The sequence below is a fragment of the Limnobacter olei genome (genome assembly GCF_029087225.1).
GTDB classification, from domain to species: Bacteria; Pseudomonadota; Gammaproteobacteria; order Burkholderiales; family Burkholderiaceae_B; genus Limnobacter; species Limnobacter olei.
Map to the genome: position 1 here is coordinate 1 of NZ_JARFJD010000035.1, position 16742 is coordinate 16742.

16 protein-coding genes and 2 pseudogenes are annotated in these 16742 nt (G+C 62.6%); 15 read left to right on the plus strand and 3 right to left on the minus strand.

What is annotated here, in order from left to right; all coding sequences use genetic code 11:
- A partial coding sequence (locus PY990_RS15435) for an isocitrate lyase/PEP mutase family protein (RefSeq protein ID WP_275272374.1) occupies positions 1–693 on the minus strand: 693 nt, incomplete at its 3' end.
- 485 nt (positions 694–1178) lie between these two features.
- Positions 1179–3038, minus strand: a complete 1860-nt coding sequence (locus PY990_RS15440) for a glutamine--tRNA ligase/YqeY domain fusion protein (RefSeq protein ID WP_197970338.1) — start codon at positions 3036–3038, stop codon at positions 1179–1181.
- 69 nt (positions 3039–3107) lie between these two features.
- Between PY990_RS15440 and PY990_RS15445 the strand changes: the two genes are divergently transcribed.
- From PY990_RS15445 to PY990_RS15515, 15 genes and pseudogenes are all read left to right on the plus strand, one after another.
- Positions 3108–3959, plus strand: a complete 852-nt coding sequence (locus PY990_RS15445) for an AraC family transcriptional regulator (protein WP_052157284.1) — start codon at positions 3108–3110, stop codon at positions 3957–3959.
- Between the two features lie 123 nt (positions 3960–4082).
- Positions 4083–4592 carry a peptide-methionine (S)-S-oxide reductase MsrA gene (gene msrA, locus PY990_RS15450; protein ID WP_008652077.1) on the plus strand — a complete coding sequence of 170 codons (510 nt, stop codon included), beginning with the start codon at positions 4083–4085 and terminating at the stop codon, positions 4590–4592.
- 85 nt (positions 4593–4677) lie between these two features.
- The gene (locus PY990_RS15455) at positions 4678–5166 is read left to right on the plus strand and encodes a peroxiredoxin family protein (protein WP_034053978.1); all 489 of its coding nucleotides are present in this window, start codon (positions 4678–4680) and stop codon (positions 5164–5166) included.
- A gap of 4 nt (positions 5167–5170) precedes the next feature.
- Positions 5171–6703, plus strand: coding sequence for a protein adenylyltransferase SelO (locus tag PY990_RS15460; protein WP_074423286.1), 1533 nt, complete (start codon positions 5171–5173; stop codon positions 6701–6703).
- Positions 6704–7270: 567 nt separating this feature from the next.
- The gene (gene msrB / locus PY990_RS15465) at positions 7271–7711 is read left to right on the plus strand and encodes a peptide-methionine (R)-S-oxide reductase MsrB (protein WP_034054008.1); all 441 of its coding nucleotides are present in this window, start codon (positions 7271–7273) and stop codon (positions 7709–7711) included.
- Complete coding sequence (locus tag PY990_RS15470; protein WP_008647313.1) at positions 7708–8928, plus strand: bifunctional alpha/beta hydrolase/OsmC family protein; 1221 nt, start codon at positions 7708–7710, stop codon at positions 8926–8928. The genes msrB and PY990_RS15470 overlap by 4 nt, the downstream gene beginning before the upstream one ends.
- A gap of 32 nt (positions 8929–8960) precedes the next feature.
- Positions 8961–9242: a DUF427 domain-containing protein gene (locus PY990_RS15475; protein WP_034053981.1), complete on the plus strand. Its 282-nt coding sequence runs from the start codon at positions 8961–8963 to the stop codon at positions 9240–9242.
- Positions 9239–10648: a mercuric reductase gene (locus PY990_RS15480; protein WP_034053982.1), complete on the plus strand. Its 1410-nt coding sequence runs from the start codon at positions 9239–9241 to the stop codon at positions 10646–10648. The genes PY990_RS15475 and PY990_RS15480 overlap by 4 nt, the downstream gene beginning before the upstream one ends.
- Positions 10649–10665: 17 nt before the next feature.
- Entirely contained in the window at positions 10666–11274 is a 609-nt protein-coding gene (locus PY990_RS15485; protein ID WP_008647302.1) for a sulfite oxidase-like oxidoreductase, read from the plus strand.
- Positions 11267–12028: an FAD-binding oxidoreductase gene (locus tag PY990_RS15490; RefSeq protein ID WP_042797684.1), complete on the plus strand. Its 762-nt coding sequence runs from the start codon at positions 11267–11269 to the stop codon at positions 12026–12028. The genes PY990_RS15485 and PY990_RS15490 overlap by 8 nt, the downstream gene beginning before the upstream one ends.
- Positions 12029–12049: 21 nt before the next feature.
- The gene (gene egtB, locus PY990_RS15495; RefSeq protein WP_197022694.1) at positions 12050–13258 is read left to right on the plus strand and encodes an ergothioneine biosynthesis protein EgtB; all 1209 of its coding nucleotides are present in this window, start codon (positions 12050–12052) and stop codon (positions 13256–13258) included.
- Positions 13259–13344: 86 nt separating this feature from the next.
- Positions 13345–14232 (plus strand): annotated as a pseudogene (locus PY990_RS15500) (L-histidine N(alpha)-methyltransferase); the annotation flags it as partial.
- 13 nt (positions 14233–14245) lie between these two features.
- Positions 14246–14692, plus strand: coding sequence for a hypothetical protein (locus PY990_RS15505; protein ID WP_008647292.1), 447 nt, complete (start codon positions 14246–14248; stop codon positions 14690–14692).
- A 23-nt stretch (positions 14693–14715) separates the two neighbouring features.
- Complete coding sequence (locus PY990_RS15510; protein WP_034054001.1) at positions 14716–15252, plus strand: MOSC domain-containing protein; 537 nt, start codon at positions 14716–14718, stop codon at positions 15250–15252.
- Positions 15253–15257: 5 nt separating this feature from the next.
- On the plus strand, positions 15258–16190 hold the full coding sequence (locus PY990_RS15515; RefSeq protein WP_042797683.1) for a CorA family divalent cation transporter: 933 nt from the start codon (positions 15258–15260) through the stop codon (positions 16188–16190).
- A gap of 156 nt (positions 16191–16346) precedes the next feature.
- On the opposite strand, the pseudogene PY990_RS15520 reads toward PY990_RS15515, so the two are convergent.
- Positions 16347–16721, minus strand: a pseudogene (locus PY990_RS15520) (ATP-binding protein); the annotation flags it as partial.
- Between the last annotated feature and the right edge of the window lie 21 nt (positions 16722–16742).

The window sequence follows — 16742 nt, forward strand, 5'->3', positions numbered from 1 at the left end:
CTGAAAACGAGGAGACCCCAAAGATCCGAGTTGGGGCACGGTGAGAGGTGAACCTGTCAGGCCCATGACCACGGTGAGGGGGGCATTGATCTCCCGGACGAGCGCTTCGATGGTCTTGGGGTCGGAAGCCCCCGGCACAAAGAGGCAATCCGCACCCGCCTCTCGGTACGCATTGCATCGCTCGACGGCCTCTGCAAAAACATTGCTCGCACCAGTCAGGTAGACATCGGATCGGGCCGTCAGAACAAAAGGAACTCCCGACGCGTCCGCGGCGCGTCTTGCTGCCCGAACGCGCGCGACAGCGTGCTCTCTGTCGAACAGGGCTTGCGCAGGATTGCCGCTGTAGTCCTCGATGTTCGCGCCCACCACACCAGCACGAATCGCAGCCGCGATGGTTTCTCCAACCTCTTCAGGGCTCGCACCGTAGCCCGACTGGAGATCGGCGGAGACAGGAAGTGGACTTGCCGCAGCAATGGACCCCACGCGATCCAGCATGGTCTCCCTGCTCACAGCAGCTTCTTGATCAGGGAATCCCAGCGAGAAAGCCACGCCTGCACTCGTAGTGGCGATAGCGGGAAAGCCGCAGGACGCGAGCATCAGCGCACTACCAACGTCCCAAGCGTTGGGCATCAGAAAGATGGCCTCGGCAGTGTGCAATTGCTGGAACCGTAGACCCCGTTGGATTTGGCTCATTATGGCCATCCTAGTCGCCGAAGTTGGTGGCGGGTACTTCAGTCGGTATCGTGCGTATGGGCAATCTCGCCCAGACACCGCATCAACTTGTCGTAAAGCGTGCGCCCTGTTGTCGGGGGAGGTATGCCACACACCCATGTACTTCCTGCCGTTTTTGCGATTTGGTAGAGCGCCTCACTTTTCGACCATAACCAGCGCATGCACAGATTCGTCGGTGTCGAAAAACGGCTCACGTTGCTTGCGTGGTTGCTTTAGGCAGCGCGTTCGAATCTCCTCGGGACGATTCAAGACAGGTTTACCGGGCAAACGCTCCGCAACTCCTATGTGGCCGTGTCAACCGCGCGTTGTTCCGGATCTGTTCACCTACTCGCCAAAACGGAGTAGATAGCTACCCCCAGATTCTGAGAGTGAAGTGGTGCAAGGCGATGTCTTCAACAAAGACGATTTGTACGAGGCATTAAGCAAGCACAGAGTGGGAATAGCGATCAATTCCAACGATCCTTCAACCCCGTCACCCGGTTGAACACCACTTTCCCGCCCACCCCGTGGTCCGCACGGTCGGCCACGAAGTAGCCGTGGCGCTCAAACTGGAATTTCTGGTCTGGCTTCGCTGCAGCCAGTGAAGGCTCCACAACCGCCGTCACCACCTTCAGGCTGTCGGGGTTCAGCGCGTCCAGGAAGTTCTTGCCGCCCGCGTCGGGTTGCGGGTCGGTGAACAGGCGGTCGTACAGGCGCACTTCGGCGCTCACCCCGTCGGCGTTGCCCACCCAGGTGATGGCGGCTTTGGCCTTGACGCTGTCGGCGCCGGGGGTGCCGCTCTTGGTGCCGGGGATGACCTTGGCGTGCACTTCGGTCACTTTGCCTTCGGCGTCTTTGGCGCAACCCGTGCATTCGATGACGTAGCCGCCTTTGAGGCGCACCACGTTGCCTGGGAACAGGCGCTTGTAGCCCTTGGGCGGCACTTCTTCAAAGTCTTCGCGTTCGATCCACACGTCCTTGCCGATCTTGAAGACGCGGTCAGGCGGCGGCGTCTGGCCTTCGGCAATGGTGCTGTGGGGCAGGGCGGGCTGGGTGCAGTCTTCGGTGTAGCCGTCAGAGCCGAACACTTCGGCCCAGTTGGTGAGCACCAGCTTGACGGGGTCAAGCACGGCCATGCCGCGGTGGGCCTTGTTTTCCAGGTCTTCGCGCAGGCAGCCGTCGAGCGTGCTGTAGTCGATCCAGGAGTCGCTCTTGGTCACGCCGATGCGTTCGGCAAACAGCTGGATGGCCTCGGGCGTGTAGCCGCGGCGGCGCAGGCCGACGATGGTGGGCATGCGCGGGTCGTCCCAGCCGCTGACTTTCTTCTCGTTCACCAGCTGCGCCAGCTTGCGCTTGCTGGTGATCACGTAGGTCAGGTTCAGGCGCGCAAATTCGTACTGCCGCGGCGGTGGGGCCTTGAGCAGGCCGCCTTCGCACAAACGCTCCAGCAACCAGTCGTAGAACGGGCGCTGGTCTTCAAATTCCAGCGTGGCGATGCTGTGGGTGATCTGCTCCAGCGCGTCCTCGATGGGGTGCGCGAAGGTGTACATGGGGTAGATGCACCAGGCGTCGCCCGTGTTGTGGTGCGTGGCGCGGCGGATGCGGTAGATGGCCGGGTCGCGCAGGTTGATGTTGGGCGAGGCCATGTCGATCTTGGCGCGCAGCACGGCGGCGCCGTCGGCCAGTTTGCCGTCGCGCATCTCGCGGAAGCGGGCCAGGTTCTCTTCCGGGCTGCGGCTGCGGAAGGGGCTGTCCACGCCGGGCTTGCCGAAGTCGCCGCGGTTGATGCGCATGTCTTCGGCTGTCTGCTCGTCCACATAGGCGTGGCCGGCGGTGATAAGGTATTCGGCCGCGCGGTACATGAAGTCGAAGTAGTTCGACGCGTAGTACAGGTGGCTTTCCTGCTTGCCGTTGAAGTTGGATTCCCAGTTGAAACCCAGCCACTGCACCGCGTCGAGGATGGAGTCCACGTACTCCTTTTCTTCCTTCTCGGGGTTGGTGTCGTCAAAGCGCATGTGGCAGACGCCGCCGTAGTCGCGCGCCAGGCCGAAGTTCAGGCAGATGCTCTTGGCGTGGCCCACGTGCAGGTAGCCGTTGGGTTCGGGCGGGAAGCGGGTGCGGATCTTGGCCGGGTCGGGCTGGCCGGCGTCGTGGAAGGCGGCATCACCCGGGCCGCCGCCCCATTGGCGCTGGGCGTAGGTGCCGGTGGCGAGGTCTTTTTCAATGACCTGGCGCAGGAAGTTTGACGTCCTGAGCGCCTGGCCCTCAATTTCTGCGGGAGCTTGGTGGTGTCGAGAGATGCTGGACGAAAGGGACGGGGGGGGCATGCAGTCATTCTAAGGAGAGGCGGAAGCTCCAAGATAATCAAGGTCTAACCCACAACAGGTGTCACGCGCTTGAACCAAAGCACTCCCTTGCCGAACGCCTCTCTGCTGAACCAGCTGTTACGGTTCACCCCCACGGCGCGCATGTTTTTCTCGGGAAATCTCTGTACCCTGACGCAGGGATCCGAGGCTGACGGCCTCAAGCAGGGGACGATGCACCTGCTGAGTCGCGGCGAGCTGCAACTGACGCGCAAGGGCTTTGCGCCGCTGAACGTGCGGGCGCCCAGCGTGCTGTTGCTTCCCCGCGCGTTGGAGCACTGGGTTCAGGGCTCAGGGCCGCAGGGGGTGGACCTGATGTGCGCCACCCTCAGTGAATTGGCGCCGCCGCTGGACATGATCTTGCCGGACGTCACGGTGATTGACTTGACCGCCACGTCATCGCTGCAGCGACCGGTAGAGCTGCTGTTCGAGGAGGCCGAGGCACGTGCTTTTGGTTATCGGGCAGCGATCGACCGCCTGCTGCAATACACCTTCGTGGTGCTTGTGCGTCACCTGATTGATCGGCAACTGCTGTCCGGCGGTGTGCTGGAGGCCATGGTCGACAGCCGTCTGGGTGTGGTGCTGTCCATGCTGCACGAATCGCCAGAGCACGACTGGACGCTTGACAGCATGGCGGAGCTGGCGCACCTGTCCCGGTCTGCCTTTGCCCTGCGCTTTGTCCAGGTGGTGGGCATACCGCCGTTGACCTACTTGACCCACTGGCGCATGGCGGTTGCCCGCAACCTACTCGCGCAAGGGCAGGCAGTGAAGGCGGTGGCCTCTCAGGTGGGCTACGGTAATGCCACCGCATTCGCGCGAGCGTTTCAACGGGCCTCGGGGCAATCGCCCAGCGCTTGGCAGATGGAGCATCTGAGTCAGCCGTAGGTCCATCGCGCCCTGGTTCTGGACGATCGGTGGCGTGATGCGGACGCCGAATGCCGTTGTGCTTGACGAACGGACCCGACTTCAGGTTCAATGCCTTGAGGCAGAACTTTGAAGGAGATCACGATGAACCCGAGCGAAAAAGCAGTCCTGGCCGGCGGTTGTTTCTGGGGCATGCAGGACCTGGTGCGCAAGCTGCCTGGCGTGTTGCGCACCCGTGTGGGCTACAGCGGCGGCGATGTGCCCAACGCCACCTACCGCAACCACGGCACCCACGCCGAGGCGTTGGAGGTGGAGTTCGACCCCACGCAGACGAGCTTTCGCGACCTGCTGGAGTTCTTCTTCCAGATCCACGATCCGAGCACCCCGGGGCGCCAGGGCAATGACCGCGGCAGTTCCTACCGGTCGGCCATTTTCTACACCTCGGACGAGCAGCTGGCCACGGCGCAGCAGACCATTGCCGATGTGAATGCCTCGGGTTTGTGGCCGGGCAAGGTGGTCACCGAGCTCGCGCCCGCGGGGCCGTTCTGGGAGGCCGAGCCCGAGCATCAGGACTACCTGGTCAAGCACCCCAACGGCTACACCTGCCACTACCCCCGTGCGGGCTGGAAGCTGCCGCGACGCGAGATCGGCTGACGGCCAACGCTCAAGAACGGTGGGGGTCGGCGCGCCAGTGGGCGGGCCGACCCGGTGTGTCTGTTTTTTTCCTGAGGAGATGGTGATGCAATCCCGGTGCATTCAACAGGCGCCCGAGCTGCGGGTGCCGTGGTGGATCGACGGCGAAGGGCGCAGCATGGCACCGCTGAAGCTGTCCGATCTGGGCGACGGGTTCAAAGTGATCTTCTGCTTCCAGCACTGGTGTCCGGGCTGCCACAGCCATGGCTTTCCGACCCTGCAGAAGCTGATCAAGGCGTTGGGCGATCGCGGCTTCGCGTTTGCCGCGGTGCAGACCGTGTTCGAGGGCGCCGAGTCCAACACCTTCGAGCGCCTGCGCGAGACGCAGTTGCGCTACGGCTTGAACATTCCGTTCGGACACGACCCTGCGATCGGACGCGCGTCGTCGCTCATGGCGGACTACGGGACGCGCGGCACGCCGTGGTTTTTGGTGATCGATCCGCTGGACGAGGTGCTCTACAGCGACTTCGAGCTCGACGAGCGGCAGCTGATCGGGGCGTTCGGCGCTTCGAACGATGGTCTCAAGGCGGCCTGAAGTCATGCGTGCGTCCACACCAAAGGCCGTGTCGGAGCCGAAGACGCCGGGGACGGGCCCGGCGTTTCGACTGCCGTTTGACAACAGCTTCTTCCGGGACATGCAGGGGTTCTATGTGCCTTGGAAGCCCGAGCCGTCCCCGGCCCCGGCCTGGGTGCAGTTCAACGACGCCCTGGCGCTGGAGCTGGGGCTGGAGCCGGCGACGCTGAAGTCTGCGACCGGTCTGGCGTGGCTGTCCGGCGTGGAAATGCCGGCTGAGGCGGCGCCGCTGGCGCAGGCCTACGCGGGACACCAGTTCGGCCAGTTCTCGCCACACTTGGGGGATGGCCGCGCCTTGCTGCTCGGGGAACTCATCGACACGGCAGGACAGCGTCGGGACCTGGCCCTCAAGGGGTCGGGCCGTACGCCGTTTTCGCGCCGTGGCGATGGCAAGGCGGCACTGGGCCCGGCGCTGCGCGAGTACCTCATGGGCGAGGCCATGCACGCGTTGGGCATTCCCACGACGCGTGCGCTGGCGGTGATCCGGACCGGTGAGCGGGTGAACCGCGAGGGCTCGCCCCCCGGGGCGATCTTGGTGCGCGTGGCGGCCAGCCACTTGCGGGTGGGCACTTTTGAGTTCTTCGCGGCGCGGGAGGAGGAGGTGATGCTTCGGCGGCTGCTCGACTATGCCGTGGCGCGGCATGACCCCGCCCTCGCCAAGCTTTCCGACAAGCCCATTCCGATGCTGGAGGCCGTCTGTGAGCGGCAGGCGCAGCTGATTGCACGCTGGATGGGCGTGGGCTTCATCCACGGGGTGATGAACACCGACAACATGAGCATTTCGGGCGAGACCATCGACTATGGTCCGTGTGCGTTCATGGAGGGTTTCGATCCGGCCACGGTGTTCAGCTCGATCGACCGTCAGGGGCGATATGCCTACGGCCAGCAGCCGGCCATGGCGCAATGGAACCTGGCCCGTCTGGCCGAAGCGTTGCTGCCGGTTCTGGACGCCCGCGATATCGACGTCGTGGAACGGGTGGAACAGGTGGTGGCCGGGTTTGCCGTGCGCTTTGACCGGCATTGGACCGGGCAGCTGCGCGCCAAGCTGGGCTTGGCCGCTGAAGAGCCGGACGACCGCGCCCTGGCGGACGACTTCCTGCAGCTGCTGCAGCGGGAAAAGGTGGACTTCACGCTGGCGTTCCGCCTCCTGTCCGACGCCATCACGGGGCCGGATGCCGCACTGCACGACCTGTTCGGACGGGAGCGCCCGGCGCTCTCGGACTGGCTGGCGCGCTGGCGCCAGCGCATGGCCCGGGAGGGAAGGACCTTGCAGGACTGCGCCGCAACGGCGTGGTCGGTCAATCCCTTCGTGATCCCGCGCAATCACCAGGTGGAGGCGGCGCTGTCGAGTGCCGTGGACGAGGCCGACCTCGGTCCGTTCGAGCGCCTGCTGGCGGTGCTGGGGCGGCCGTACGAGACGGTGGAGTCCGCGCGGCCATTCACGCTGCCGGCCTCGCCCGAAGTGGCCGCAGCCCACCGCACCTTCTGCGGCACCTGATTGGGGTACCCAACGATTTCTGAAAGGAGACTTCGCATGACCACAACGAAACAGGAACCCGGTGTCCTTGGCGAAGCGGCCGCTCCCCTGGGTGTGACCCGGTGGGTGGACGCGTCGGGCCAGGCGCTGGAACACTTCGACCTGGACCGCATGCCCGGCCGGTTCAAGCTCATCTTCTGTTTTCAGGACGCCTGCCCGGGGTGCCATGCGACCGGCTTTCCGGCGCTTGCCCGGGTGGTCGACGCGTTTCGGGGGAGCGACTTCGTCGGGTTCGCCGCAGTCCAGACCGTGTTCGAGGACTTCGGTTCGAACACCTGGGAGCGCATGCTGGCCAATCACTCCCGCTACGCGCTGGGCATTCCCTTCGGGCACGACGCCGGTGACGAACAGGACGGCGCGGGTTCGGAGCTGATGCGCCGCTACCGCAACGGCGGCACACCCTGGTTCATCCTGATCGATCCCGATGGCAGAGTGGTCTACAACCATTTCCGAATCGACGCCGACAAGCTCGTCACCTTTCTCAAGCGGCTGGAAAACGAACCGGCGGCACCGGAGCCTGGGCCCGACATGTTGACTTGGAAAGGAGTGATTCAACTGGTGGAAACGGGCAACCCGACGCCACCGCGCCGAGTTGAGCGCAGCGAAGCCGAGTGGGCCCAACAGCTGACGCCCGAGCAGTTCCGAATCACGCGGCTCAAGGGCACCGAACGGGCGCACAGCTCCTCGATGTGTACGCTGTTTTCGCCCGGGATCTACCGGTGCGTGTGCTGCGGCACTGAACTATTCGATGCGTCGACCAAATATGACAGCCGCAGCGGCTGGCCCAGCTTCACGCAGGCCATTGCCCCGGGTCTGGTGGGCTATCACGGAGACAACAGCCACGGCATGGTGCGGGTGGAGACGACGTGCAACGTCTGCGACGCCCACCTGGGTCACGTGTTTCCCGACGGACCCAAGCCCAGCGGTCTGCGCTACTGCATCAACGCCCTGGCACTGGAGAAAGCATGAGCAGCGAAAAGGTAGGCTTCGCTGGCAGCAGCCAGGGTCTGCTGGTGGGTGTCTTGGAACGCCCGGACCATGCACCGTTACAAGCCCTGGCGGTGTTTGCCCACTGCTTTACCTGCGGAAAGAACTCTCTCGCCGCGACCCGCATCAGCCGGGCGCTGGCTCAGCAGGGCATCGCCACGCTGCGCTTTGATTTCACCGGTCTGGGCGAGAGCGAAGGCGACTTCGGGCGCGGTGGCTTTTCGTCCAGCGTGGCGGACATTGTGGCGGCGGTGCACTGGATGCAGAGCACGATCGGCATGCCTGCACTGTTGGTCGGACACAGCCTGGGGGGGACGGCGGCCATCGCGGCGGCTGCCCGCCTCGACGGCATACGGGCGGTTTGCACGCTGGGCGCACCCGCGACGGCCGACCATGTGCTTCGTCACTTCGGTCCGACCAAGTCCGAAGAGGATGGGCAGATCCAGGTCGACCTGGGCGGCCGGGCGTTCAGGATCGCGCCGGCCTTCATTGAAGAGCTCCAGGCCCAAGCCCACGAGAACCCGGTCAAGGGGCTTCGCGCGGCCTTGCTGGTTATGCACGCGCCAAGTGACGCGGTGGTGGACATCGGCGAGGCACAGGACCTGTTCAAGGCGGCCAGACATCCTAAGAGTTTCATCAGCCTGGACGATGCGGACCATCTGCTCACGCGCCCGGCCGATGCGCAGTATGCGGCTGACCTGATTGGCGCCTGGGCCTCGCGGTTTCTGCCGATGCGAGCCGAGCGAAACGATGCGCCGTCGGACCTTCGTGCGGGCGAGGTGTGGGTGGGGGAGCACGATCACGCCTTCTGGCGATCGATGCGAGCAGGTCCGCACCACCTCGACGCCGATGAGCCCAAGGAAGTGGGTGGTGGCGAACGCGGGCCCGATCCTTATGAACTTCTGCTGATGTCGCTGGGCGCCTGCACGTCCATGACATTGCGCCAGTACGCCAAGCGAAAAGGCTATGCGCTCAAGGATGTCCAGGTCAGGTTGCGTCATGAGCGCGCGCACGCGACCGATTGCCAGGAGTGCGGGGATCGCTCGGGACAGGTTGACCACGTCACGCGGCAGCTCCTGCTGAGCGGACCGTTGAGTGAAAGCCAGCGACAGGACCTGTTGCGCATCGCCGATCGTTGCCCCGTGCATCGAACGCTGGAGAACCATCCGGTGATCACCACCACACTGATTCGGGACTGATCCCAACCACACACAAACGAAGGAGACGGAGCATGAGAGCCATCTGGAAAGGCACCACCATCGCTGAGAGCGATGACATCGTGGAAGTTGAAGGCAACGCCTATTTCCCACACGACGCGTTGCGCCCGGAACATTTCAAACCAAGCGATACGCACACCACCTGTCCATGGAAGGGGCGGGCCAGCTACTACGACGTCGTGGTCGGCGAAGACGTGAACGCTGACGCGGCGTGGTACTACCCGTCGCCCAAGGCTGGTGCGGAGGCGGTGACCGGCAGGGTGGCGTTCTGGCGCGGTGTCGAGGTGCGGCCATGAGCGGGGAACAGAGGTTCGACGCGATCGTGATCGGAGCCGGTCAGGCCGGTCCCTTTCTGGGCGCGACACTCGTTGCCCGGGGTATGAAGGTGGCGCTCATCGAGGAGCGTGACCTGGGTGGTACCTGTGTCAATCGGGGCTGCACCCCAACCAAGACCCTACGCAAGTCGGCTCGTGTGGCTCACATGGCGCGCCGGGCCAGCGAATTCGGTGTGCAAACCGGGTCGGTCCAGGTCAACTTCAGGGCAGCGATGGAGCGCATGCAACGCCGGGTGGAGGAGGCTCGCTCTGGCCTGCAGGCCTGGCTGGGCCAGTTGGAAGGACTCACCATCATCAAGGCGCGCGGTCGCCTGGCGGGCCGTGAAGGCGAACAGTTCGTGGTGCTGGCCGGCGAGCATCAGCTGGTGGCGCCCAAGGTGGTGCTGAACACCGGCACACGTCCCTTTGTTCCGCCGGTGCCTGGGCTGGACGAGCTGCCGTTCCTGGACAACGAACGGCTGTTGGCGCTGCGTGAATTACCGTCCAGGCTGGTGATCATCGGCGGTGGATACATCAGCCTGGAGATGGCTCAGATCTTTCGGCGGCTGGGAAGTGAGGTTGCCATTCTGGAAACAGGGCCCCGCCTCACGGCCCGCGAGGACGAGGACATTGCAGCCGCTGTGACCGGAATGCTGACAGCGGAAGGCATCGAAGTGAACACCGGCGTGCGCATTGAGCGGGTCGGCAAGGCGGACAACGACGCTGGCGTGCGGGTGCAGTTGGCTGGTGGCCGCAGCGTGGATGGCAGCCACCTGCTGGTGGCCACCGGGCGAATACCGAACACCGACTGTCTGGGCCTGGAAACGGTGGGCCTGGAGGTCAGTGCGCGAGGCTACCTGGTCACCAACGACCGGCTCGAAACCGCGGTTCCCGGCATCTGGGCGCTGGGTGACATCAATCAGCGCGGGGCCTTTACCCACACCAGCTACCACGATCAGGACATCGTGGCGGAGAACCTGGCCGGAGGGCAACGCAGCGCCGCCGCGCGCGTCGGCATTTATGCCATGTTTACCGATCCTCCGCTGGCCCACGTCGGTCTTTATGAGGCCGACGCGCGAAAACTCGTGACCGAAGGGCGACGCATTTCCCAGGCGGTTCACGCCATGAAGGACGTCAGTCGCGCGAAGGAAGAAGGCGAAACCGTGGGCAAGATCAAGCTCCTCATCGATGAGGACAGTGGTCATTTCCTCGGAGCGACCATGCTCGGGATCCAGTCGGACGAGATCATTCAGGCGATCGGTCTGGTGATGGCCAGTGGCGGCACCTGGAAGTTGGTCCGGGATGCATTGCCCGTTCACCCGACGGTCACCGAGTTCCTGCCCACCATCATTGATCGACGCAAGCCCTTGACCGCAAGTTCTGGGTGAGCCGGAGGACCCACACCATGCCCATCAACCGCTCATTCAGCGGCCGCAATCGCGATGTCCACAACCACGGCGGTCGACTTCCGCCAGGACAGTCCCTGACGGAAGGTTTTCCCGTGCTGACTGCGGGCCCCACCCCAAAAGCCTTGGCGCTTGGCGATTGGCGCTTGACCTTGAAGGTCGGTGTGCGGCCGGTTCGCGTTTGGACCTGGAGCGAATTCCAGGCCCTGCCCCAGACCGAGCAGGTGGTCGATATCCATTGCGTTACCACCTGGTCGAAATTCGACACCCGCTGGCGCGGTGTGACGTTGGACACCTTGTTGCAGGCGGCCGGACTGGAAGCGCCCACGCCTTGGGTGTTGGCGCATTCTCAGGACGGCTACTCCACCAACGTGCCGTTGGCCGATCTGACACAAGGGCGCGCAATGATCGCAACGCACTACGACGACCGACCGCTCGCGCCCGAGCACGGGGGACCGGCACGCCTGTTGGTGCCGCATCTCTACTTCTGGAAGTCGGCCAAGTGGGTCAATGCGCTGCAGTTCAACGAGCGCGACGAGGCCGGGTTCTGGGAACTGCGGGGCTATCACATGCGAGGCGACCCTTTCAAGGAAGAGCGCTATGGATGAGGCTGTTGGTCAACACCGGCTGAGCTGGCAGACCGCACGCATCGATGCGTTGCAGGCACTGACTCCACGCGTCATGCGGGTGGTGCTGCGTCCTGACAGATGGGTTCGCCCGAGGCCGGGCCAGCATTTGGATGTCCGACTGACAGCGGAAGACGGCTATCAGGCACAACGGAGCTATTCACTCCTCTCACCTCCTCAACGTACCGGGCTCTATGAGCTTGGCATTGAGCGTTTGGACGATGGCGAAGTATCCACCTGGTTTCACGACAAGGCCCAGCACGGCGAAACGATTGAAGTCCTCGGACCGGTTGGAGGTCATTTTGTGCTTGACGAGTCGAACACACGACCAGCCTTGCTGATTGGGGGAGGATCTGGCGTCGTTCCCCTTTTGTCCATGGCAGCGCAACGCGTGGGTGCATACAGCCAAGCGCATACAACGCTGTTGGTTGCCGCACGCCATCTTGACGAAGTGTTGCTCTGGCCCACCCTGCAGCGATGGGAAGCGTTTACGCCGCGGTTTCGCAGCCGACTGGCGCTCTCGCGGGATACCTGTGCCCCGCGCGCACAGGACCACGTTGGCCGCATTGATGGAGCCGATGTTGCTTGGGCATTGCAGCAATTGGGTGATGTGGCGACCGAATCTGCGCAGGTTTTCATCTGCGGGCGTAATGACTTTGTCGAGTCCATCGTTCATATGGTCACCGGGCTAAATGTGCCCGAGGTCTCCATCCGCACCGAGCGCTTCGGAAGTTGACTCTCTTTTTTCTCATCTGCCGTGACACCTGAAGACATCCGCCTAACCCGATACGTCTCTGTCCGTTCGCGCAGCGAACGTCTGTGTGCCCCTCTGAGTGCCGAGGACCATGTTCCCCAACCGGTTTCCGACGTCAGTCCGCCGAAGTGGCACTTGGCCCACACCACGTGGTTCTTCGAGACTTTTGTCCTCGCGAAACAACAGCCGGACTATCGACTGTTCCATCCTCTGTATGGCTACCTGTTCAACAGCTACTACGAATCGGAGGGCGCTCACCTGGCACGCCCGCAGCGAGGGAGCTTGAGTCGCCCGACGGTGGCTGAGGTGATGGCGTATCGCGCGCATGTGGACGAGTCCATGCGCCGTATGCTGAAGGAACCACTGGAGCCCGCGGTCGCGGCCTTGGTAGAGCTGGGCATGCAGCATGAACAACAGCATCAGGAGTTGCTGATCACAGACATCAAGTACATCCTGGGCCACAACCCATTGCATCCGGCGTATGACCCTCTGGGCATCGGTCCCCAAGATGTGACGGCCGAACATGATGGAACCTGCCCACCACTGGACGATTGGCTTAGCGTCGAAGGGCAGACGATTCGCATGGGCCACCAGGGGCCAGGGTTCGCCTTCGACAACGAGTCGCCATCGCATTTGGCGCTCATTCAAGGAGTAGACATCCGTGTGGCGCTAGTCACCAATGATGAATACCTTCAGTTCATGCGCGACGGAGGATATCAGCGCCATTCGCTCTGGCATGCGGAAGGCTGGGACTGGGTGCAAACGCTTAAATTCCGTGCGCCGATGTACTGGCAGCCCGACCCTAACCAGCCTGACGGATGGGGTCATTACACGCTCCAGGGGGTGATGCCGCTGACCAGTCAGGCACCAGTCACGCATGTCAGTTACTACGAGGCACACGCTTTCTGCGATTGGGCGGGGTGGCGATTGCCCACCGAGTTCGAGTGGGAAGCAGCGGCAAGCCGGTTCGACTGGGGGCGTCGATGGGAATGGACGCGCAGTGCCTATCAGCCCTATCCCGGTTTTGCCCGCAGCGAGGGCGCAGTGGGCGAATACAACGGGAAGTTCATGGTGAACCAGCAGGTCTTGCGCGGAGCGTCCTGGGCCACATCGCCGGGCCACGCCCGTTTGACATACCGGAACTTCTTTCACGCTCCGTTGCGTTGGCAGTTCACGGGCATCCGTCCTGTTCGCTCGCGGGAGTCCGCATGACTGATCGGGACAGACTGACGGAGCATGTTCTGCAAGGGTTGACGCGACCACAGAAGGCGCTCTCATCCGCTTGATTCTACGACGATGAGGGCTCGCGCCTGTTTCAGCAGATCATGGCGCTGCCCGAGTACTACCTCACACGCCTTGAGCACGAGCTGCTGCGCTCACGCGCGGATGAGCTTTCCCGGTGGATAGATCCTCGGTGCAGCCCGATCGATCTGATTGAACTGGGCAGCGGCGACGGGGCCAAAACGCTGTCGCTGTGCCAGGCACTGGCGCAACGTGAAGTGGATTGCATCTACAGGCCTATGGATGTGTCCGCACACGCCCTAGCGGATCTGAGCCGCCGCTTTGACACGTACCTCCCCCGCATGGCCATCGAACCGGTGCTGGGAGACTATTTCGAGCATTGGCCTCAGATTGCCGAAGGGCGACGCCAGGTTGCAATGTTGCTGGGCAGCAATCTGGGCAACCTCGACGAACACGGTGCCGTCAAGCTGCTGCAGCGGGTGCATTCGCATTTGCGCCCGGGTGACCTTGTGCTGCTTGGTCTGGATCTGGTCAAGGACCCGGCCATGTTGCGCGCAGCATACGACGATTCACAGGGCGTGACCGCTGCGTTCAATTTGAATCTGCTGACGCGGTTGAATCGCGAGTTGGGCATGGACTTCGATCTGACGAAATTTCGGCACTACGCCAGCTACTGTCCGCTGGAACACGTGGCCAGAAGCTTTCTGGTGAGCCAAGTTGACCAGGTGGTCCACAGCAGAACCCTTGACCGAGGGTTTGTATTCCATGCCGGGGAGACCATCTATACAGAGCAATCCCAGAAATACTCCCTGGCTTCAATCGAACACCTCGCACGCCGAAGCGGGTTTGACAACACCTGCACCCTGACCGACCCCCGAGGCTGGTACGCCATCACCGTCTGGCACCGGCTACCGTTCACCCCAACGCAACAAACGTCGACCTGAAAAAGGAGTCCTAATGAGCAACAAGACCCATCTGCGCCAGACCATGCTGGACCTTGCCGAAGGGCGCCTGCGGTTTGCTGAACAGACCTATGCGCAATACCTGGTCGGTGCGGCGGGCCGCGGAGATGAACCCAGTGAAAGCGATGCGGCGTCGCGGGCCGTCAACAATGCCGCTCTGGCGCAGGCGTTCGAATGCCCCATTCACGATCATCAGGAGGCCCTGGAAGTCTTACGTCAGATCGATTTCGGTCCCCGGGATTCGGTGGAGACAGGCGCCGTGGTTCGCATCGACGGGCGTTGGTTCGTGATTGCGGTTGCTAGCGATGCCTTCCAGTGCGACGGCAACACCTACATGGGAATTTCCACCCAGGCGCCCATCTACGCAGCGATCGCAGATGCCCGAGCCGGTGATGTTGTCAGCTTCCGGCAACGCGAACTGCACATAGAGGAAGTCTTGTGATGCACCTCATTCGAGTCTGAACGATGGGCGGCACGCTGCGCGACTTGGTCCGGCGCTTTCATGGCACAGGTCGACTTGGTGCCATCGTTCTGCGCCCGGATCGCCTCAAGGACGCTGTGTCCGTGCAGGAGGCCAGGGCCGAACCGGGTCTCGGGCTGATTGGCGATCACCGCTCCCTGCGGCTTCGTCAGTCGGATGCGCAACGCCATCGCGAGCTGAGTCTGATCCAGGCTGAGCACCTCAGCTTGCTCGGGGTCTGGACGGGGCAAGCCCCAATTGCCCCGGAGCGTTTGCGGCGCAACCTCGTGATCTCGGGGATCAACATCGCCGCGATGCATTCACCTTTCCGGGAAGAGCGCTTTGTCTGGCGAATTGGCGGTTCGGTCCGCATTGAAATCACGGGGCCATGTCCTCCTTGTTCACGCATGGAGGACGAGCTCGGTGAAGGCGGTTACGCCGCGCTGCGTGGTCACGGGGGCGCCACGGCACGGATCGTCGTAGGTGGCGTGCTACGGGTTGGAGATACCGTTAACCTTGACGTTGAATCCACCGTGGGCTGAGAGCCATGATCGAAGCAGAGCGTACGCCTGGGTTCCTCCATCTTCTCCAGATGACCGGCGGTGCGTCGTGGTTGCACATGTGCATCCACCACCGCGAGACGGAAGGTTTTCTCTCGAGCGCGACCGGCCTGGACAAGCTGATCGCCGCAGCGATGGTCTCTGAAGATACCCGGTCGCGGTTGCGCGTCCACGGGCAGGGTGTGATGGTTCTGCTCAAAGCGATGCATCTGAGAGCTGATGGAGTGGGGCATCCAGAGGACATGGTGTCCATGCGAATCTGGATTGATGAGCGTCGGGTTATCACGACCCGCGAGGAGGATGTGGATCCCATCCTCGAACTTGCAGAAGACATCTCTCAGGGGCGCGGCCCTGCAACGCCAGGTGACTTCCTTTGCGATCTCATCGAAGAGCACCTCGCGGAAGTTTCCGAGCAGGTCGAGATGCTGGAGGATGGGGTGGATCTGATCGGCGGCCTTCTGGTTCAGCACCAGACGGAAGCGGCATGCCCGAGCATGGCCAATACCCAGACCGCGATCTCTGGCTTTCTTCGTCATCTTGGCCCCCAGCGAGCCGTTCTTCAAACGTTGACAACTCTCGTCGTCCCGCCGCTGAATATAAATCACCGAGGCCGACTGGAGGAGCACCTGAACCAGCTGTTGCGGTTGCTCGAAACGCTGGAGAATTTGCGTGACCGTATCGATATCCTCAGTGACCAGGCAAACCGCATTCAGGAGCGACAGCTGAATCAAAGCTCTTATGTTTTTGCCGTGGTATCCACAATCTTCTTGCCCTTGAACTTTGTCACTGGCCTGTTTGGCGCCAATCTTCTGGGACTGCCGTTCGCAGATGCCACCAATGGCTTCTGGGTGTTGGTAGGTCTTTGCTTACTAATGAGTGTTGGGTTGGTAGCGGTCTTTCGCTGGTTCAAATGGCTTTAGTAGACGGTTTGTGGACTGTTTGAGATGTATCTTCGGAGCCGTCCATCAAGGACGGGTGCGCTGTTAGGAAAAACGATACGTGCCTGTTGATTCATCAGCACAACTGAGCCAGTGATCACGTCGAATACTGAGCCACTGGGTTGATGGATGTTCTGGCTACTCGGTTGTGGATAAGTCTATCGGGTCTGCTGCTTTTCGATCTCCTTTCTGAGCTTTTGCACGTGGCTTGGACGGTGCCGCGCCAGCGGCACTGGAGTGCTTGAATCGCCAGCTCTCATTGCCTGTCTCCACGATGTGGCAGTGGTGCGTGAGGCGGTCGAGCAAGGCGGTTGTCATCTTGGCGTCGCCGAAGACGCTGCTCCATTCCGAGAAGGTGAGGTTGGTGGTGATCACCACGCTCGTTCGCTCGTAGAGCTTGGAGAGCAGGTGGAACAGCATCGCACCGCCCGACTGCGTGAACGGCAGGTAGCCCAGTTCATCCAGGATCACCAGATCGACGTACATCAGCCGGTGTGCCAACTGCCCGGACTTGTTGGGGTCTCCTCGTTTTCA

Coding starts and splice junctions, on each gene's coding strand:
- PY990_RS15515 (WP_042797683.1), top strand. CDS start 15,258: ATGATCGAAGCAGAGCGTACGCCTGGGTTCCTCCATCTTCTCCAGATG.
- msrA (WP_008652077.1), top strand. CDS start 4,083: ATGAACCCGAGCGAAAAAGCAGTCCTGGCCGGCGGTTGTTTCTGGGGC.
- PY990_RS15510 (WP_034054001.1), top strand. CDS start 14,716: ATGGGCGGCACGCTGCGCGACTTGGTCCGGCGCTTTCATGGCACAGGT.
- PY990_RS15470 (WP_008647313.1), top strand. CDS start 7,708: ATGAGCAGCGAAAAGGTAGGCTTCGCTGGCAGCAGCCAGGGTCTGCTG.
- PY990_RS15460 (WP_074423286.1), top strand. CDS start 5,171: ATGCGTGCGTCCACACCAAAGGCCGTGTCGGAGCCGAAGACGCCGGGG.
- msrB (WP_034054008.1), top strand. CDS start 7,271: ATGTTGACTTGGAAAGGAGTGATTCAACTGGTGGAAACGGGCAACCCG.
- PY990_RS15480 (WP_034053982.1), top strand. CDS start 9,239: ATGAGCGGGGAACAGAGGTTCGACGCGATCGTGATCGGAGCCGGTCAG.
- PY990_RS15475 (WP_034053981.1), top strand. CDS start 8,961: ATGAGAGCCATCTGGAAAGGCACCACCATCGCTGAGAGCGATGACATC.
- PY990_RS15440 (WP_197970338.1), bottom strand. CDS start 3,038: ATGCCCCCCCCGTCCCTTTCGTCCAGCATCTCTCGACACCACCAAGCT.
- PY990_RS15485 (WP_008647302.1), top strand. CDS start 10,666: ATGCCCATCAACCGCTCATTCAGCGGCCGCAATCGCGATGTCCACAAC.
- PY990_RS15455 (WP_034053978.1), top strand. CDS start 4,678: ATGCAATCCCGGTGCATTCAACAGGCGCCCGAGCTGCGGGTGCCGTGG.
- PY990_RS15490 (WP_042797684.1), top strand. CDS start 11,267: ATGGATGAGGCTGTTGGTCAACACCGGCTGAGCTGGCAGACCGCACGC.
- PY990_RS15505 (WP_008647292.1), top strand. CDS start 14,246: ATGAGCAACAAGACCCATCTGCGCCAGACCATGCTGGACCTTGCCGAA.